We start from the raw sequence: 17,158 nt of genomic DNA on the forward strand, positions 1-17,158 counted from the left end.
TAGTAAAGAAGATGAAAAAGTTACAGATTATGATAAGGCTGCTGCTTATATAGAAGAACACTTTTGTGAAGAGAATATTAGTGAAGAGAATATTAGTAAAGAGAATATTAGTAAAGAGAAGAACGATAAAAATGCATTTATAGCACGCTTACATAATTATAGAAAAAATGGAATAAAAGATAAGAATTTTGAGAAGGAGTTACTTCATACTGCAGCTCATATTAATGATGATAAATTTCGATTTCTCTATGAATTGGTGCAAAATGCGGATGATTGTGATTATCCTGATAAAGTTGAGAGATGTTTTAGAGTGGAAATTACTAATGGTGATAATGAGCAGAATCAGACAAAGAAACAGATGACAGTTAGTTATCCGGAAAATGGAATGACCAATTCTGATATTATCTCAATTACAACAATAGGTGAAAGCGCAAAAGTTAGGAGAAGAAAGCAGAAGAAACTTATAGGTGAAAAGGGAAGAGGGTTTCATACTATTTTTTCATGTTGTGATGAAGTAAAAATATATAGCAATGGTTTTAATTTTAGCCTGAAATCAGATGAAATTCAACCTAATCTAATCGAGCCTATTAGTAACGAACATTCTGGTACAACAATGGTAATGACTTTAAAGGATAAAATTAAAGTAGCAGTAGAAAAAAGTGATAACATTGAGACAAAAGATGAAAAACAAGAAACAGAGGAACAAGAAAGTAAAGTTGCAAGTATTACTTTTAATGATATTGCCAAGAATTATGGTGTTATATTTGAAGGTGATGATAAGGCTACTGCTACTATATCGAAACAAAATATTATAAAAAATTGTCCTATTTTATTTACCAATAAAATAAATAAAATGGAAATTTGTGAAGGAGAAAAAGTATTAAAAATAATACGAAAAAATAACGAAAAGAATACTAACAAGGTGGAAATTAAATACTACTATGGAGATAACAATATAGGCGAAATCGAGCTATTTTGTTTAAATAAGGATGTTCAAGTTGATTATGATACATATAATGGCAGATATCCTAATGTTTTTTTAGATAATAATGAGTATGATGAGGCAGATGATGATTTAAAAAAATATACAATTACAATAGCTTGCCCTGTAGAAAACATAAAAGAAAATAGTGATAATAAAATAACGGGGAAACTATATTCGTTTATGCCAACCAGTGTGGTATTGAGAGCACCTATTATTATAAATATTCCGATAAAACTTACGGAAAATAGGGGCTGTATTGCCACTCCAAATAATGAGGAGTTTATTAAAAAAGAAGGTAATGGATGGATTTCTTGGAATGAATTGTTTTTGAAAAATACATTTATTACTCAAGAAGATAATTCTAGTGCATTGAAATGTTTTTATGAAAAAATAAGAGATGAGGATAGTATTAAGGTATTGAGATATCTTCCTGATTTTGAAAAAGATAATGAAAAAAGAAAGTATTTTTTTTCCTATGATAAAGAGGAATATTCAGCAGATGTAAGTAGACTTAATGCATATTGTGACGAAATAGAAAAAGAGAGCCAAAATTCCGAAAAATTATGTGATGTGTATAACGAATATAGGGATAATATTGATATATTTAAAATATACAATGCTAATGAAATAAACAATGAATATGTTTCTGCTTCCAAGGCATTTGTCTTAGATAGATTTATGCATGATGTATTTAAAGATGTTTTGGGAAAATGTAAATTTGAGGAAAGAATATATGTAGATTACAATGAATTTGACGATGAACAAATCAAGAAAGCAGTGAATATGGGAATTAGTGAATATCAGAAAGGAAAGCTGATATTTGAGTCTATTAGTGTGGATGGCGAAGAAAAAATAATTACTATTGATGCCAAACCCAGATATGAATTACTAAATAATTTGATTAATATATCATCGCAGAGAGTAAATGCTACAAAAAAAATAATTGAAGAACTATCTAAAGGCAAGGATAAAAATAATTATGTCACAAAATCAACTAATTTGGAAATAATTCCAATAAAGACTAATAAGGACGAAATAAGTTATATAAGTGTAGGAACAGGAGAAAATGTTTTTGTATATCTTGAAAAAAGTATTGAATATATTCCAAAAGGGGAAAAGTATAAAATAATTGATAATAATTTTTTTGGTGAAGAAACTAAATTGTATAATAAGCTTAAAGAGATTTATGGTGATTCTATTAGTATTATTGAAATTGGAAATGATGATAAAATTGAAAATGATGAGATTATTAGACATCTTAAGGAGGGCAATAATATACAAAACTTTATTGACTTTTTTTCAATTATTAGCTCAGTTAAAAATAATGATAATAGTGAAGATGAGAAAACGGCAGGTTCAATTGACTGGTTTGATGCAGCATCTAATTATAATGCAGATATCTATGATATTGTAATAAAATGTGAAGATGATACGAATAATAAGGAGTTAGAGAAACTGGGGCTTATCAGATATTATAAAGAGGAAAAAAAAGAAACACACACTATGCGACTATTACCTGACCTGTGGGATACGGAAATAAGAAACTTGATTAGGAGGGGGATTCAGAATGAGTAGTAATCAGAATAGAATAAGTAAATCCAGTGGGTTAATGGGAATACGAGAAAATGATGTGATTCTTCATATTACTAAATCTAAATCAGACAATGAGCCTAAGTGGGAGGATATTTTTCTTAAAAGAGAAGATAAGATTAATGAGGAGTATGAAAAATTTAAAGTTATATTTGATCAATATGAGCATATTGAAGAAATAAAGATTAAATTTTTTAAAGCTGATACTAATGAAGATAGATTTGTTTTTTTTAGGGACAGCAAAAATTCAATAGTTATTTTACTAGATAATAAAAATATTACTGAAAGTATAAATGCTTGCTTAGATGGGATAGATAAGACATTAATTGCAACAAATCTAATAAATAAAGAAAAAGAGAAAATTAATTCGATAAGAAATGTCGGAGTGGAAAATTTAGATGAAGATAAAAAAAGATATCTAGCACATATTGTTAAAGGGAAAAAAATAAGTAGAGAAGAAAATAGAGAAGAAAATTATCTTGGAGAAACTACTGTTAATGATTGCTATGTTAATTTTGAAAAGGATGAGCAGGGTGAAGAAATTGATGGAATTACTGAAAAGTTAGAAATATTAAAGCAAATATGTGCAAATGGGGAGGATTCATCTACAGAAGGTGAGGATCATGCAAATAAGCAAGGAGAAGAGAATATTGTCGTTAACGAGCTGTTACAAAATGTTTATGACCATATTGATATTAATGAGAAAATAAAAGAGAAAAAAGAATTAATCATTACTCATGATAAAGAAGAAAAATTTATCTCTCTATCGTATCCAGAGAGAGGATTTTCAGTATTAGATTTTTATGCAATATGCACACTGGGAAATTCTGGAAATGTTGCGACAGGACGAGGTGGTGAAACAGAAGGACATAAAGGAACGGGATTTAAGAGTGTATACCAGTATTTCTACAAGGTTGAAATTGAGAGTAGGGGAGTAGGATGTGTTTTAAATCGTGACCAATTTTGGAAAGTTGGTGTAGATAATAATAATCCTACAAAGTTTTTAATTGAAAAAGTACCAGAAGATAGTGGTGGAAAAAGATTCTCAAATCCTATACCAGAATTCGATTCGACATCAAAAGAAGATAAAGGACTTACTACTATAAAATTCTATTATTCAGATAAAATAGATGATATTGTAATCAAGTTTAAAGATAAGACAAGATATCTGTTTTTGATGGATAAAATAAATACAGTAAAATTTGTAGAAGAAAAAGTAGAAGAAGAAAAAGAGATAATAAATTCTACCGATATAGATAATAAATTCTACAAGAAGACATATGTTTTTGATGTAAATGAGGAACAGCTTGAAACAGAGGATAGTCGCTTTAGGGGACGAAAAAAAATTATTACTATGCTGTTTCCAAAAGATTTGAAGGTAAAAGAACAAGAGGTTGTAATAAATCATAGTGAAAAATGTTTTGGACAATTTGCTGATTTTAGTGAAGGTGAAGAACCTGAAAAATATGTTTATTGTACCCTACCTATTGAGACTGGGACAAAATTAAAATTACCTTTTTATGTTAACATACCACTGTTTGAATTAACAGATTCACGTACCAATTTATTTAATACTGATAGTAATAACAAAACATACTGGAATGAACTTATAAAAACAAAATGTTGTCCTGCTGAAAGAGAAGGTGAGATAAGAAAAAAATCAATCTTAAGACAAATGTATGAAGAGTGTATGATTGAAAATAAAATTGATAAGCCATACCGGTATCTTCCGGTTAGTCTGGATGAAAACGGAATCATCTCAAAATATTGTTTCTTATTTGCTGAAGTGTTTGAATGTGTTGATAGTTCAAAAACCTGCTTTAATGAATTAGATAAATATTTATTACCAAAGTATTTGTATAAATATATAGATGATACTAAAAACTCAGAGCAAGATAATAGTTATTTACAATATCTTGATGATAAGGATAAAGAAAAAAAGTATGTAAAAGATTATAAAGATTTATATAGGATATGTTTAATAGATGGTTACGATTTTGAGTTTGTAAAGGATTATTTTTTGTCACAGTATAAAAAATGTTTAATGAAAGAAGAATCAAATAATCAAATTAAGTTTCTAAAGTGGTTTAATGATAATACCAAGTTACTGACACAAAATGATAATCAAAAGGAAGAGGCATTAGGTTTCATATTTCAGTTATATTTAGGAAGTGAAACCAATATATATAGTTTCGATGTTAAAAATACTGATTTTGAAGAATATATGGAGGGATATACATATGAGAAGAAAAGCGAGTTTTTAAATTTAAGTAGTATTATTGAGGCGTATGAAGATAATATATTAGGTGAACCCTGCGAACAATCAAATCTTTCTTATTATATCAAAAATAAGGATACCAAAGGTGTGTTAGATGCTGGTTTAGAGGATTATTTATATACGGATGATGGTTTTTTGGAATCTGAGGATAATGAGAAAAAGAAGTTATTATGTGATAAAGGTACACTTAATTATTTTTGCAAAACACAGGAAAAACAGGATAAATGGAAAAAGTACTATCTGGGCAAAACTATATGTGAAAATCCGAATGTTTTTGACTTTAATGTACACTCAGATGTAAAGTTTCAATCAATATATATAAGACATATGCAAAACAATGATGAGTTCACTTCATTATCTTATTATGAAGATAAAATTGAAGATGCTATAAATCGTATAGATAATAAATTAGATTTTAGTAAAAGTTGCAAAGATGTCTTTAAGGATCTGAGGTCAAAATTATATATTGAAAAAGAAGGGAGTTATTCAGAAGATTTATTTATACAGAAAACATTTGAGTATATAAATAGTCTTCAGAATGAAGTGATAAAGCAAAATGCTCTAGAAGGTGTATATAATGAAGACTTGCTTGAAAATACCTCTTTTTTGAGCCTATTGGAAAAGGGATATGTTTCATATAAGTATGCTGTAAAGGATGGAGAATTCAAGTATCGCATTTTGGATAAAGAGGAAAAACTATATTATAGTTATGATACACGAACTATCTGTAATGAGCAGGTTATTTGCAATGTAAATCTTCCAACAGAAGGTATAGAGCAAAAACTATTTTTTTTAGAAAGGCTACAAGATGCTTTGAAAAAAGAAGATTTTTATTCTAGATCTGAAGCATGCGAGGTATTTGAGGCAAGCTATAGCGTATTATATCCAACAGATGTTCGAGATATAGTTGGTGTAATAAAAGGATATTTGGATAATGATGCAACAACTGATAATAAAGCTGACTTGCTAAACATCTTGAATAAATTAAATGTTGAGATTGCTCCATTGTGGAATGATTCTTATAAAGAGTTTTTGAAGGAGTATAAGGAAAATATTAGTAGTAAAAGTGCAGAACAAGATGAGAATGGAGAAGTAAAAGGCGTTGATATATCATTTAAAAAGAACTTAATTTTCCAATTCGAGAATCTTACAACAGCAGAAGATTTGATAGAGAATGTTAGAGATAGATCAGATCAAGCTACAATGGATTCATATGAAATAACGATGAAACAGGGAGAGGAAGAACTACCTGTAAAGGGGCTTAAAACATTTATCAAAGATTATGTTAAAATATATAAAAAATCAGATTTTTCAGAGTATAAATATTGCTATGGAAAAGCAGAAGAAGGTGAAAAATATAAAAATATAATTGTACTTTTTCATGAAAACTATATGAAAGCTATGTTGGAAGAAGTATGTAAAATAGATGTATCCAAACTAGAACCAGACAGATGTACATATTATGAGAGTGTAGTTCCACATAAGGATATAGATTATTTTGAGAACGATGATGTTGAGATCATTAATGATGATGAAAAAGAAAATCTGAAAATAAAGATTAATGATGAGTTATGTATACCTGTCAATAAGAAAAAATATAGCATTGATCCGGAAAAAATAAAGAAAAAACTATGTCAATCACTTATATTATTCAATAGTAATAAAACTTCGAGACATTATTTTAAAGGATATGGTAGTGATAAGTGTCCTGTATGTCAGGGAATAGTATTAAGTAAAGCATCTTCACTACATATCAAAAAAATTAAAGTTGGAGATAGCAGAATACCGATGTTAATGTGTTCAAATTGTGCAGAGGCATTTAGGTATGCAGATAGGATAGAGATAAGAATTGTTGATGGTCAAAATGTTACATATCAAAATAGTGACATATTAAAAGAATATGCATTAGCCCCCAAAAATAAGAGTTTGGAGATTGAATTCAGCATAGTAGGTTATGATGAAGTTAAATTGTTGAAGAATGTGAATTTGTCGGTATTGCATAGATTGATACTTATAGATAAGATCCAATAGTTTTAATAGAAGTCCTGCAAAAAAGACTCCATTTATTAGCATTAAGCTATTAAATGGAGTCTTTGATTACAGCAAAAGTTTCACATACTCAGTCAATTAAGGAATTCATAAGGGTATAAGAGATGTTACGATAGCCTCTCCTTAAAATCTTTATATTCAAATTGTTTTATGTTTTTGACCTGTCCATCTTTCTTGAGTACGGCTAAATCAGGCAGAGGCATACCGTTAAAGGTATTGTTTTTTACGAATGAATAGATTGCCATATCACCAAAGATAAGTATATCTCCAATATTCTTTTCTTCATCAAAAGAAAAATCGCCAATTATATCGCCGGATAAACAGGTACAGCTCCCAAGCCTGTATGTGTATTTTTTTTCACCTACTTCTCCTGAAGTAAAAAGAGGAGGTCTGTAAGGCATTTCTATAACATCAGGCATATGGCAGGCTGCACTTATATCTAAGATGAGATTTGTGGTATCACCTGAGGTTGTTTTATCCAAAATGGTAGTTACAGAGTAGCCTGCATTGAGAGCAACAGCTTCCCCCGGCTCAAGGTAAACTTCTACGCAAAAATTTTCTTTGGCTTCTTTTATACATTTAATCAGAAGTTCTCTGTTGTAATCTCCTTTAGTAATATGATGTCCTCCACCAAAGTTCAGCCATTTCATATTTTTTATATATTTTCCAAAGTTTTTGTAGACTACTTCCAAAGTATCTCTTAAAGGTTCTGCACCCTGCTCACATAGGGTATGAAAATGGATTCCATCTACGCCATCTAGTAGAGATGAATCTTCTAACAGAGCAGTTTCGAGGGCATTAATGGTAATTCCGAGTCTGCTGCCACTTGCACAGGGATCGTAGATTTCATGTCCTTCTTGGGTAGAAAACTCCGGATTTATTCTTATTCCTATGCTAACGCCCCTATCTGTACAATATTTCTTGTATTTTTTAAGTTGATTTATTGAGTTAAATATAATATGATCACAAATCTTAGTGATTTCCTCCATATCCTCGTCCTTATAAGCAGGGGAGAAAATGTGGTTTTCTTTTTTCATTTCTTCAAAACCGAGTCTGGCTTCAAAAAGGCCACTTGCCGTAGCACCTGCAAGGTAATTTCCTATCAGAGGATAGAAATAGAATGCAGAAAATGCCTTTTGTGCCAGCAGGATTTTACCACCTGTCTCGTCCATTATTGATTTTAAAATTTTACAGTTTTCTTCTATTTTTGCCTCGTCAATCACATAGCAGGGGGTTTTAAGTTCGGTAAATGCTTTTTTTAATTCAGGGTAATTATTGGAAATCAAAATAAACTCCTTTATAGTTAAAGACACAGAGAAATAAAATCTCTCTGTGTCTGATGTTATTTTACAAATGTTTATGGCACGAGTACAGGATTTTCCTCCACCTGCCAAGGAAGTCCCCATTTATTAAGAGCCTCCATATATGGATCAGGATCAAACTCGTCGGTAGTGAAGACACCCGGTTTTCTCCAAAGTCCATTTAATACAAGCATAGAGCCTATCATAGCAGGAACTCCTGTTGTGTAACTTACAGCCTGACTACCAACTTCTTTGTAGCACTCCTCATGGTCACATATGTTGTAGATATAAATGCTTTTTTCTTTGCCGTCTTTAATTCCTGTAAAGATACAGCCTATATTAGTCTTGCCCTTTGTACGAGGACCAAGAGAGGCAGGGTCAGGAAGAAGTGCTTTGAGGAACTGAATAGGCACAATTTCTTTTCCTTCATAATTGATAGGAGTAGTAGAAAGCATACCTACATTTTCAAGACAGTTCATATGTGTGAGATAACTCTGTCCAAAGGTCATAAAGAAACGGATACGCTTAACCTCAGGCATATTTCTGCCAAGTGCCTCAAGCTCCTCGTGGTGAAGAAGGTACATATCTTTCTGCCCAACTTCTTTAAAATTATACTCACGCTTAATACTCATGGCAGGTATTTCAACCCATTTGCCGTTTTCAAGATAACTTCCCGGAGCAGATACTTCACGAAGGTTGATTTCAGGATTGAAGTTAGTAGCGAAAGGATACCCATGATCACCACCGTTACAGTCAAGAATGTCGATAGTATCTATCCTGTCAAAATAATGCTTTTTGGCATATGCAGCAAATACACTGGTTACACCGGGATCAAATCCTGTGCCGAGAAGGGCAGTAAGGCCTGCTTTTTCAAATTTATCTGCATAAGCCCACTGGTAAGAATAATCAAAAAGTGCAGAAAATCCTTTTTCTTTGCAACGCTCTTCATAGGCCTTCTTCCATTCAGGCTCTTCTGTATCCTCAGGCTCGTAGTTAGCAGTGTCGATATAATGAACATTTGCCTTAAGGCAGGCATCCATTATAGCGAGATCCTGATAAGGGAGAGCCACATTAAGGACTGCATCAGGTTTGTAGCTATTGATAAGTTCTACGGTCTTTTCTACATCCATAGCATCTATTTCAGCAGTAGTAATAACAGTCTTAGTCTTACCTTCAAGCTCAGCCTTAAGGTTATCACATTTAGACTTTGTTTTGCTTGCTATGCAAATTTCAGTAAATACATCGCTGTTTTGACAGCATTTGTGGATTGCAACCTGTGCGACTCCCCCACAGCCAATAATAAGTAATCTTGACATTATTTTTCTCCTTTATTTTCTTCTTCTTCTAATATATCTTCAACATATTTAGGCAGCATAAATGCTCCTACATGGAGGTTGCTTGTGTAGTACCAAGTTTTTATATTTCGTTTTTTCCATGAATCAGGCTTAAAATCGGTGATAGGATGATATTTTTTGCTTGCAAAGCCAAACATCCAATAACCGGAAGGACAGGTAGGAATATGAGCCTGATACACTCGACTTATAGGAAAACTGGTGTATACCTTTCGGTGCATTGCCCTAAATGCCTCTTCATCTTCGTCAAAGAATGGACTTCCATGCTGATAAACCATAATTCCGTCATCTTTAAGAGCCTTGTAACAGCTACCGTAAAACTCTTTGGTGAAAAGCCCTTCAGTATGTCCGAACGGATCGGTAGAATCATTGATAATAAGGTCATATTCGGCTCTCCTACCTCTTAAAAAACGAAGTCCGTCCTGATGAGTAATATGGACTCGTTTATCGTCAAAGCCCTTAACAGCATCAGGAAAAAATTCTCTACATACCTCGACCATCTGTTCATCAGGTTCTACAACTTCAATTTGTTCTATTTCAGGATAGGCGATAAGCTCTCTGGCTACTCCACCGTCACCACCACCAATTATAAGAACCTTTTTAACATTTGGATGTACTGACATCGGAACATGAGCTACCATTTCATTGTATACAAATTCGTCTGCCTCGGAGAAGATAATATCTCCATCAAGCATAAGGAATCTGCCAAATTCATGCGACTGAAAAACTTCTATTTTCTGAAATTCACTTTCTGCACTATAAAGCTGTTTCTCAACACCGATGTCCATGCTTACATTTTCAGTGAATTCTTCAAATACATGAATAGTTGTATAATCAGACATTGTTCATCCTTTCTATGATTGAGAGAGATTAATACCAAAAGTAGTAAAATGGAATAAGCAGATTAATAAAAATTATCCACAGCCAGTAAAGGCCTCCCATAAATGCCCCGGCAGTAAACATTAAGACTGCCGCCAAATTTGCAATGATAGCTATTGCCTTATAAATTTTTGATTTAGTAAAAATACAAATCAGAATACAGCCATAAAAACCGCACCACAGCCAGCCGTATGGATGACCTAGGTAAATGTTGTTAAAATACATCAAAGTTACTATCGGTAAAATGGCACTAAGAATGATTCCAATATATTTGCCGATATTATTTTTAATATTATTCATAATATTCCTCCCAAAATTTTAAAATCGTATTGGATATTTTAGTTTACATTATTCTGAAAGGTAATTACTGATGGTGTTAAATACTTCATTGTTTAACTTCCAAATTCCTTCGTAAGGCTGTTCTATGTATGTATTACCCCTTTTTTCGTATAGATATGTTGTACTGAAGTATTTGGTATTACTTTGTCCATGAAATTCAAATTCGATTATAATATATTTGTCAATGTTGGCAGGACACTCACTGAGACTGTCATAATTGGTAAACTTTGAATTATTTGCTATTTCATTAATCAGTTTTGAAATTTTTTCTTTATCTGTTATTTTTTTAACATTTTCAGAAGTATTTTCTTTTATTTCAATAGCCATTATATCCTCAGGCTGAGGAAGGACTATTTTTTTATCCTTTGCACAAGCAGTTAAAATAAATATACAGATTATAGTTAATGTTACTTTAATATATTTTTTCATACTATTTCTCCTTGTTTACTAAGGTCTGTAAAGAAACTAATCTATAAGTACTTCCAGCATTTTAACCTCAGGATCGGCTGTACCCTGCAAACTGCATCCCTTTTCTTTTGCATAGAGTATGTGGTCAACAATATCCTTTGTAATCAGCTCTCCCGGTGCGAGGATAGGAATGCCGGGAGGATATGCCATAACAGATTCACCGGCAACCCTGCCATAAGACTCTTTGATAGGAACTGATTCTTTTTCAGCATAAAATGAATACTGAGGACTTGAAACTACTTTCGGAATTACTGCATCCACAAAGGCGAGTCCACTTTTTTCTTTTGCATAAAGCCTCTTTATATCCTCAAGAGCCCCGACAAGCCTTTCTATATCCTGCAACCTGTCGCCAATGGAGATATAAGCCATAATATTTCCTATATCACCGAATTCTATTTGTATATCGTATTCATCACGAAGTAAATCGTAGATTTCAATTCCTGTAAGTCCTATATCTTTGGTATAAACACAAAGCTTGGTTACATCGAAATCAAATACATTTTTACCGTCTATAAGTTCTTTTCCATAAGCATAGTAACCGCCTATGCTGTTTATTTCAGCTCTTGCATATTCAGACATAGTTACAACCTTGGCAAAACTCTCCATTCCTCTAAGTGCGAGGTTTCGTCTGGATAAATCAAGGCTTGATAATAATAAGTAATTTGCAGATGTAGTCTGGGTAAGTCCAATCATCTGTCTTACATGACCTACATTCATGTTTTTGCCTGTAAGTAGGATAGAACTTTGTGTAAGACTTCCACCTGATTTATGCATTGATATAGCAGCCATATCGGCACCGGCTCTCATTCCGGCCATTGGAAGATTTGCTCCAAAATAAAGCTGTGTTCCATGTGCCTCATCTACGAGAACCTTAAGCCCTTTTTCGTGGGCATAATCAGTTATACTTTTAAGGTCTGAGCAGATGCCATAGTAGGTTGGATTATTAACAAGGACAGCCACAGCATCAGGATTACTGTCTATGGTTTCTTTTACAGCCTCAATCTCCATTCCGAGAGCCACTCCGATTACAGGATGGATTTCCGGTTTTACATAGACAGGAATTGCACCACAGAGTATGAGTGCATTTATCACACTTTTATGTACATTTCGAGGAAGAATTATCTTATCACCAGCTTTGCAGACAGAAAGTACCATAGCCTGTACGGAGGCAGTAGTCCCACCAACCATAAGGAAGGCATGAGCAGCACCGAAGGCCTCTGCCATTAGTTCCTCAGCCTCAGCAATAACAGAAACCGGATTGGAGAGATTGTCTAGAGGTTTCATGCTGTTTACATCAAGCCCTACACATTGAGCACCGAGCAGTTTTACTAATTCAGGATTGCCACGCCCTCTTTTATGACCCGGCACATCAAAAGGCACTACTCTTTTTTTCTTAAAGGTTTCAAGAGCCTCACAAATGGGAGCTCTCTGCTGTCTGCTAATATCCATTTATTTTTCCTCATATATATAAAATATACTGCATTGTAGGAAATTATACATCTCTTAGAGAGAAATTTCATATTAAATAAAAATGCAGCTCAATCACCTTGAGCTGCACGAAAATTTAAAATAAAAAAGTGCAATAACTTCATTCAGAGTATTTCAGCAAATATCAGGTTGCTGCTCTTATTGATGTTTCACAAGATGATAATGATTGTAGAGTAATCAACTTATAAAATTTGGGCTTTAAACCCTATCAATAATGTGGAATAACCACTACGGCAAGTGACCGCCTGTCCGTAAGGCAATATAAATTTGGTCTGATATCTGCATGAGAAGTCACGCATTTATGTAAGATTAATGATATCATCAATAAGCAGTGGTGTCAATACTTCCGCTAAAATTCCTTCTTGACAGACAGAGTAGTTTAGTCTAACATATAGATATTAAAATTTAACAGCATTCTTCAGGGCAGGGTGAAATTCCCGACCGGCGGTAAAGTCCGCGAGCATTTTGCAAGAATCGGTGAGCTTAGGCAATTCCGATACCGACAGTAAAGTCTGGATGAAAGAAGAAATTATAGGATATAAGACTTATCTTATATTTTTATAGTGTAATCAGCCCTGACCAAAAGGTCGGGATTTTTTCTTTTAAAGAAAATTTTAGGGGAAGGTTACACAGTTTCTATAGATACCTATTGGAATGCGGAAAGAGGAAAATATGGTTTTATTAGGTGGTTTGAAAAAAACAGCAATGGAAAATATGGGCATGGTACTCATAACCCTTGCAGTAGTGGCAGCATTAATTGTGCTAGCTTTTGCAGCACAAAAAATGTTTAATAAGAATGAAGCTGACAGGTCATTTAAAATTAAGTATATTGCACTTGTAGCTATGCTTTCGGCAATTTCCGCAGTACTTATGTTTTTTGAATTTCCGATACCGTTTATTGCGCCGGGATTTTATAAGATTGATTTGAGTGAGGTACCTGTTATAGTGGGAGCATTTGCTATGGGTCCTGTTGCAGGTGTGGTTATAGAGTTTATAAAAATACTTCTTCACTTATTTATTAAGGGAACAAGTTCTGCCTTTGTGGGTGAATTTGGTAACTTTGTAGTAGGTGCAGGCTTTATAATTCCTGCTTCAATTATGTATTATGCAAAGAAAACTAAGAAAAGAGCGATAGCCGGGCTTATAACAGGTGTAATTACAACTACAACTATAGGCTGTCTTGTAAATGCCTTTATATTACTTCCGTTTTATGCGGCGGCTTTTGGTGGAATAGATAAGATTATAGCAGCCGGAACTGCGGTAAATCCTATGGTGGAGAGTGTGCTTTTATTCTGCCTTATACTGGTAGCACCTTTTAATATAATTAAGTTTGGTATAGTTTCTATAATAACAGTGCTTATTTACCATAAATTAAGTAGTTTAATTAAAATGGGAAAGGGCTTGTAGGAGTATTTATGTGGTAATATTTTTCAGGATATCTTTTCTTGTGATAAATAGGAGTAATCCTGAAAATGTTACCGAGATTATATCTGATACAGCTTCTGCAAGAAAGACTCCGGTGATTCCAATTATTGATGGTAGTATAAGCATTAGCGGAATAAGCAGTATAATCTTTCGTAAGATTGCAAGTAGCATAGAATAGCTTGTTTTTCCAATTCCGACAAAAAAGCATTGTGCTCCTGATTGTATTCCAAAAAATATCCATCCGGATAAATAAATAGGAAAATAATTAATAATAATATTGATTATAGATGACTCTGTTGTAAAGATTTTTGCAGTAATGCTTCTTGTTAATATAAGAGTTAGGCTACAGATAATTGATATTGCAAGATGTGAAATCAACCCTATTTTGTATGCTGATTTTACTCCGGAGCTGTCATTTGCGCCATAATAGTAGCTTATAGTAGGTTGGACTGCTTGGGACAATCCACCTGAGAATACAGAAATTAATTGCATCAGACTTTGCATTATAGCCATAGCAGCTATATACATATCAGAGCCATAAAGTTGTAGTGTTCTGTTATATACTGCATGAATGCTGGCTTCAGTAAATGTCATAGTAAAAGAAGAAAGACCGTATAATAAAATCATTTTGATATTGTGAGGTTTTAATTTAAAATATTTAATCCTGATTTTAAGCTTTTCATTTTTACCGGATTTTATCATATACAAGATTAAAATGAACACACCGATTAATTGGGATATTACAGTGGAAACAGCAGCTCCGGCTATACCGTAATTTAAGGTTATAATGAAAAGATAATCTAAAATTATATTTGTAAACGCACTTATAATACAGGCTGTCATCGATTCATTTGCAAACCCCTGACAAATAAGCAAACTCGAAAATACCTGTATTAAGATTTGAAAAAATATTCCAACAAGGTAAATTTTTAAATACATGTTGGCATATATCAATGTTTTGTTGCTGGCTCCAAAGAACAGAAGTATAGGATTCATAAAAAATTCAAGAGCTATAAAGAGTGTAGCTGCGGTAATTATAGATAATGTAATGGCATTCCCTACTGATTCTTCTGCTTTATCTTTGTTTCCACTTCCTCTATGCATTGATACTATGGTGGATGTGCCTATTGCAATAAGCTGTGAAAATGCAGTAACTAATATCAGGATAGGAAAACATACGCCAATACCTGATAATGCATCTGAACCGATACCGGGGATTTTTCCTATAAAAATCCTGTCAACGATTGCATAGATGGTGTTTATTATCTGGGTTATCACTGCCGGTATGGCAAGCTTAAGTATATTATTAAATATAGTTTTAGTTTTTTCTCTTGATGTTTCCATAGTTCACATATCCTCCGAAGTTATTATAACATAAAATTATGAATAGGAAAAATGAAACAAAGATATGACAGGGTTTTATAGTTTGAAAATTTTTATAGTCTTGAATTATTGTTAAAAATGTGATAAAGTATCTGGAGATATGTTTTGAAAGGAAGAGGTAGTTATGTCTACATTAAGAATTGTTGTTACAGTTATTTATTGTATTATATGTGTTGCACTTGCGGCTATAGTACTTTTACAGGAAGGTAAGCAGCAGGGGCTTGGTACTATCAGTGGTATGGCTGATACCTATTGGGGCAAGAATAAGAGCCGTTCTATGGAGGGTAATCTTAATAAGGCAACCACAATAGTTGCTGTTGGTTTCATAGTGTTATCATTCGTACTTAATATGAAGTGGTAATAAGTAGAAGAAGAAATTTTTAACTGTTGCATAGTATGTTGTTTCAGGTTTTATCCTGCCTACACGCTTTGTAGCAGTTTATTTTTTTTGAGAAAGGGGTGAGATAGATGGCGAAGATTGTTAAAGAATATACAAAGAAGATGAAGGAAAGAAGAGAGGTACTTGAGGAGTTTTTTGCAAGAAAGGATTATATTCCTATGAAGTTTAAGGATATAGCCTCTTTGTTTCAGGTGCCAAAGGCTGAGAGGGGAGATTTGCAGCTTATATTAAATGATATTATAAAAGAAGGAAAACTTGTAGAAAATAATGCAGGAAAATATGAAAAGCCTGATGCAGATCTTGTTACAGGAATTTTTATGTCAACCGGAAAGGGCTTTGCATTTTTAAGAACCGGAGAGGGAGAGGAAGATATATTCATTCCTGCCTCAGAAGTAAGCAATGCCTTTGATGGAGATACGGTAACTGTCAAACTTTCTTATAAAAGTAGGGGCAAAAGCAGGGAAGGAAAGGTAGTTAAAATAGTAGAAAGAGCTGTTACTACTGTTGTAGGTACTTTTGAAAGAAGTAGGAATTTTGGCTTTGTAGTGCCTGATAATACTAGGATTACCTCGGATATATACATTCCTAAAAATGAGTGTAAAGATGTTCCGAAAGGCTATAAGGTAGTTGCAGAGATTACAAACTATGGTGATGAAAAGCATAGTCCTGAGGGGAAAATTATAGAGGTTCTCGGTTCTGAAAATGACAAGGGTGTAGATATTCTGTCCATAGCAAAATCTTATGGAATAGAGGAAGAGTTTCCTAAAGAAGTGCTTGAAGAAGTGAAAAAAGTTCCGTCCAAGGTAATAAAGACTTCTATTAAAAACAGACTTGATTTGACAGGAATTAAAATAGTTACGATAGATGGTGAAGATGCTAAAGATTTGGATGATGCGATAAGTGTATCTAAAGAAGTAAAAAGTGACGGTGAGGTAATATATCATCTGGGAGTACATATAGCTGATGTAACACATTATGTAAAAGAAGGCTCTGCACTTGATAAGGAGGCTATAAAGAGGGGAACCAGTGCTTATCTTGTTGATAAGGTAATACCTATGCTCCCTAAAGAACTTTCAAACGGAATCTGCTCTCTTAACGAAGATACCTTAAGACTGACGCTTTCCTGCCTTATGGACATAAATGAAACCGGAGAAGTAATTTCTCATAGTATAGCTGAAACTGCGATAAAAACGGCACATAGAATGAATTATTCTGATGTAA

Annotated in this window: 12 protein-coding genes and 1 riboswitch; of the genes, 5 read left to right on the forward strand and 7 right to left on the reverse strand. The window is 33.1% G+C overall.

What is annotated here, in order from left to right; all coding sequences use genetic code 11:
• Both ACTTG8_RS07790 and ACTTG8_RS07795 read left to right on the forward strand, forming a co-directional pair.
• A partial coding sequence (locus ACTTG8_RS07790) for a hypothetical protein (RefSeq protein ID WP_442561562.1) occupies window positions 1-2,560 on the forward strand: 2,560 nt, incomplete at its 5' end.
• Window positions 2,553-6,884 carry a hypothetical protein gene (locus ACTTG8_RS07795; protein WP_442561563.1) on the forward strand — a complete coding sequence of 1,444 codons (4,332 nt, stop codon included), beginning with the start codon at window positions 2,553-2,555 and terminating at the stop codon, window positions 6,882-6,884. The genes ACTTG8_RS07790 and ACTTG8_RS07795, both read left to right, overlap by 8 nt.
• 125 nt (window positions 6,885-7,009) lie before the next feature.
• Here the strand turns inward: ACTTG8_RS07795 and nspC are convergent, their stop codons facing one another.
• Genes nspC through ACTTG8_RS07825 form a run of 6 tightly spaced genes read right to left on the reverse strand, consistent with a single transcriptional unit; the run spans window position 7,010 to window position 12,690 of the window.
• Window positions 7,010-8,308, reverse strand: coding sequence for a carboxynorspermidine decarboxylase (gene nspC, locus ACTTG8_RS07800; protein ID WP_442561564.1), 1,299 nt, complete (start codon window positions 8,306-8,308; stop codon window positions 7,010-7,012).
• A complete protein-coding gene (locus ACTTG8_RS07805; RefSeq protein ID WP_442561565.1) occupies window positions 8,260-9,519 on the reverse strand; it encodes a saccharopine dehydrogenase family protein in 1,260 nt (419 codons plus the stop codon). The genes nspC and ACTTG8_RS07805 overlap by 49 nt, the downstream gene beginning before the upstream one ends.
• Window positions 9,519-10,397: a polyamine aminopropyltransferase gene (gene speE / locus ACTTG8_RS07810; RefSeq protein WP_442561566.1), complete on the reverse strand. Its 879-nt coding sequence runs from the start codon at window positions 10,395-10,397 to the stop codon at window positions 9,519-9,521. The genes ACTTG8_RS07805 and speE overlap by 1 nt, the downstream gene beginning before the upstream one ends.
• Window positions 10,398-10,425: 28 nt before the next feature.
• Window positions 10,426-10,734, reverse strand: coding sequence for a hypothetical protein (locus ACTTG8_RS07815; RefSeq protein WP_442561567.1), 309 nt, complete (start codon window positions 10,732-10,734; stop codon window positions 10,426-10,428).
• Between the two features lie 48 nt (window positions 10,735-10,782).
• On the reverse strand, window positions 10,783-11,202 hold the full coding sequence (locus tag ACTTG8_RS07820) for a DUF5301 domain-containing protein (protein ID WP_442561568.1): 420 nt from the start codon (window positions 11,200-11,202) through the stop codon (window positions 10,783-10,785).
• A gap of 36 nt (window positions 11,203-11,238) precedes the next feature.
• Entirely contained in the window at window positions 11,239-12,690 is a 1,452-nt protein-coding gene (locus ACTTG8_RS07825; RefSeq protein ID WP_442561569.1) for an aminotransferase class I/II-fold pyridoxal phosphate-dependent enzyme, read from the reverse strand.
• 449 nt (window positions 12,691-13,139) lie between these two features.
• Window positions 13,140-13,261, forward strand: a riboswitch (FMN riboswitch).
• 140 nt (window positions 13,262-13,401) lie between these two features.
• Between ACTTG8_RS07825 and ACTTG8_RS07830 the strand changes: the two genes are divergently transcribed.
• The gene (locus tag ACTTG8_RS07830) at window positions 13,402-14,136 is read left to right on the forward strand and encodes an ECF transporter S component (RefSeq protein ID WP_442561570.1); all 735 of its coding nucleotides are present in this window, start codon (window positions 13,402-13,404) and stop codon (window positions 14,134-14,136) included.
• A 6-nt stretch (window positions 14,137-14,142) separates the two neighbouring features.
• On the opposite strand, the gene ACTTG8_RS07835 is transcribed toward ACTTG8_RS07830, so the two are convergent.
• A complete protein-coding gene (locus tag ACTTG8_RS07835; protein ID WP_442561571.1) occupies window positions 14,143-15,498 on the reverse strand; it encodes an MATE family efflux transporter in 1,356 nt (451 codons plus the stop codon).
• A gap of 163 nt (window positions 15,499-15,661) precedes the next feature.
• Here ACTTG8_RS07835 and secG point away from each other — a divergent pair, with 163 nt between their 5' ends.
• The gene (secG, locus tag ACTTG8_RS07840; RefSeq protein ID WP_442561572.1) at window positions 15,662-15,898 is read left to right on the forward strand and encodes a preprotein translocase subunit SecG; all 237 of its coding nucleotides are present in this window, start codon (window positions 15,662-15,664) and stop codon (window positions 15,896-15,898) included.
• A 107-nt stretch (window positions 15,899-16,005) separates the two neighbouring features.
• Window positions 16,006-17,158: ribonuclease R family protein (locus ACTTG8_RS07845; protein ID WP_442561573.1), on the forward strand; the 1,153-nt coding region annotated here is incomplete at its 3' end.

It is taken from the genome of Catonella sp. (genome assembly GCF_052173895.1).
Classification (GTDB): Bacteria; Bacillota; Clostridia; order Lachnospirales; family Lachnospiraceae; genus Catonella.

Coding starts and splice junctions, on each gene's coding strand:
- ACTTG8_RS07795 (WP_442561563.1), top strand. CDS start 2,553: ATGAGTAGTAATCAGAATAGAATAAGTAAATCCAGTGGGTTAATGGGA.
- nspC (WP_442561564.1), bottom strand. CDS start 8,308: ATGGGGACTTCCTTGGCAGGTGGAGGAAAATCCTGTACTCGTGCCATA.
- ACTTG8_RS07805 (WP_442561565.1), bottom strand. CDS start 9,519: ATGTCAAGATTACTTATTATTGGCTGTGGGGGAGTCGCACAGGTTGCA.
- speE (WP_442561566.1), bottom strand. CDS start 10,397: ATGTCTGATTATACAACTATTCATGTATTTGAAGAATTCACTGAAAAT.
- ACTTG8_RS07815 (WP_442561567.1), bottom strand. CDS start 10,734: ATGAATAATATTAAAAATAATATCGGCAAATATATTGGAATCATTCTT.
- ACTTG8_RS07820 (WP_442561568.1), bottom strand. CDS start 11,202: ATGAAAAAATATATTAAAGTAACATTAACTATAATCTGTATATTTATT.
- ACTTG8_RS07825 (WP_442561569.1), bottom strand. CDS start 12,690: ATGGATATTAGCAGACAGCAGAGAGCTCCCATTTGTGAGGCTCTTGAA.
- ACTTG8_RS07830 (WP_442561570.1), top strand. CDS start 13,402: ATGGTTTTATTAGGTGGTTTGAAAAAAACAGCAATGGAAAATATGGGC.
- ACTTG8_RS07835 (WP_442561571.1), bottom strand. CDS start 15,498: ATGGAAACATCAAGAGAAAAAACTAAAACTATATTTAATAATATACTT.
- secG (WP_442561572.1), top strand. CDS start 15,662: ATGTCTACATTAAGAATTGTTGTTACAGTTATTTATTGTATTATATGT.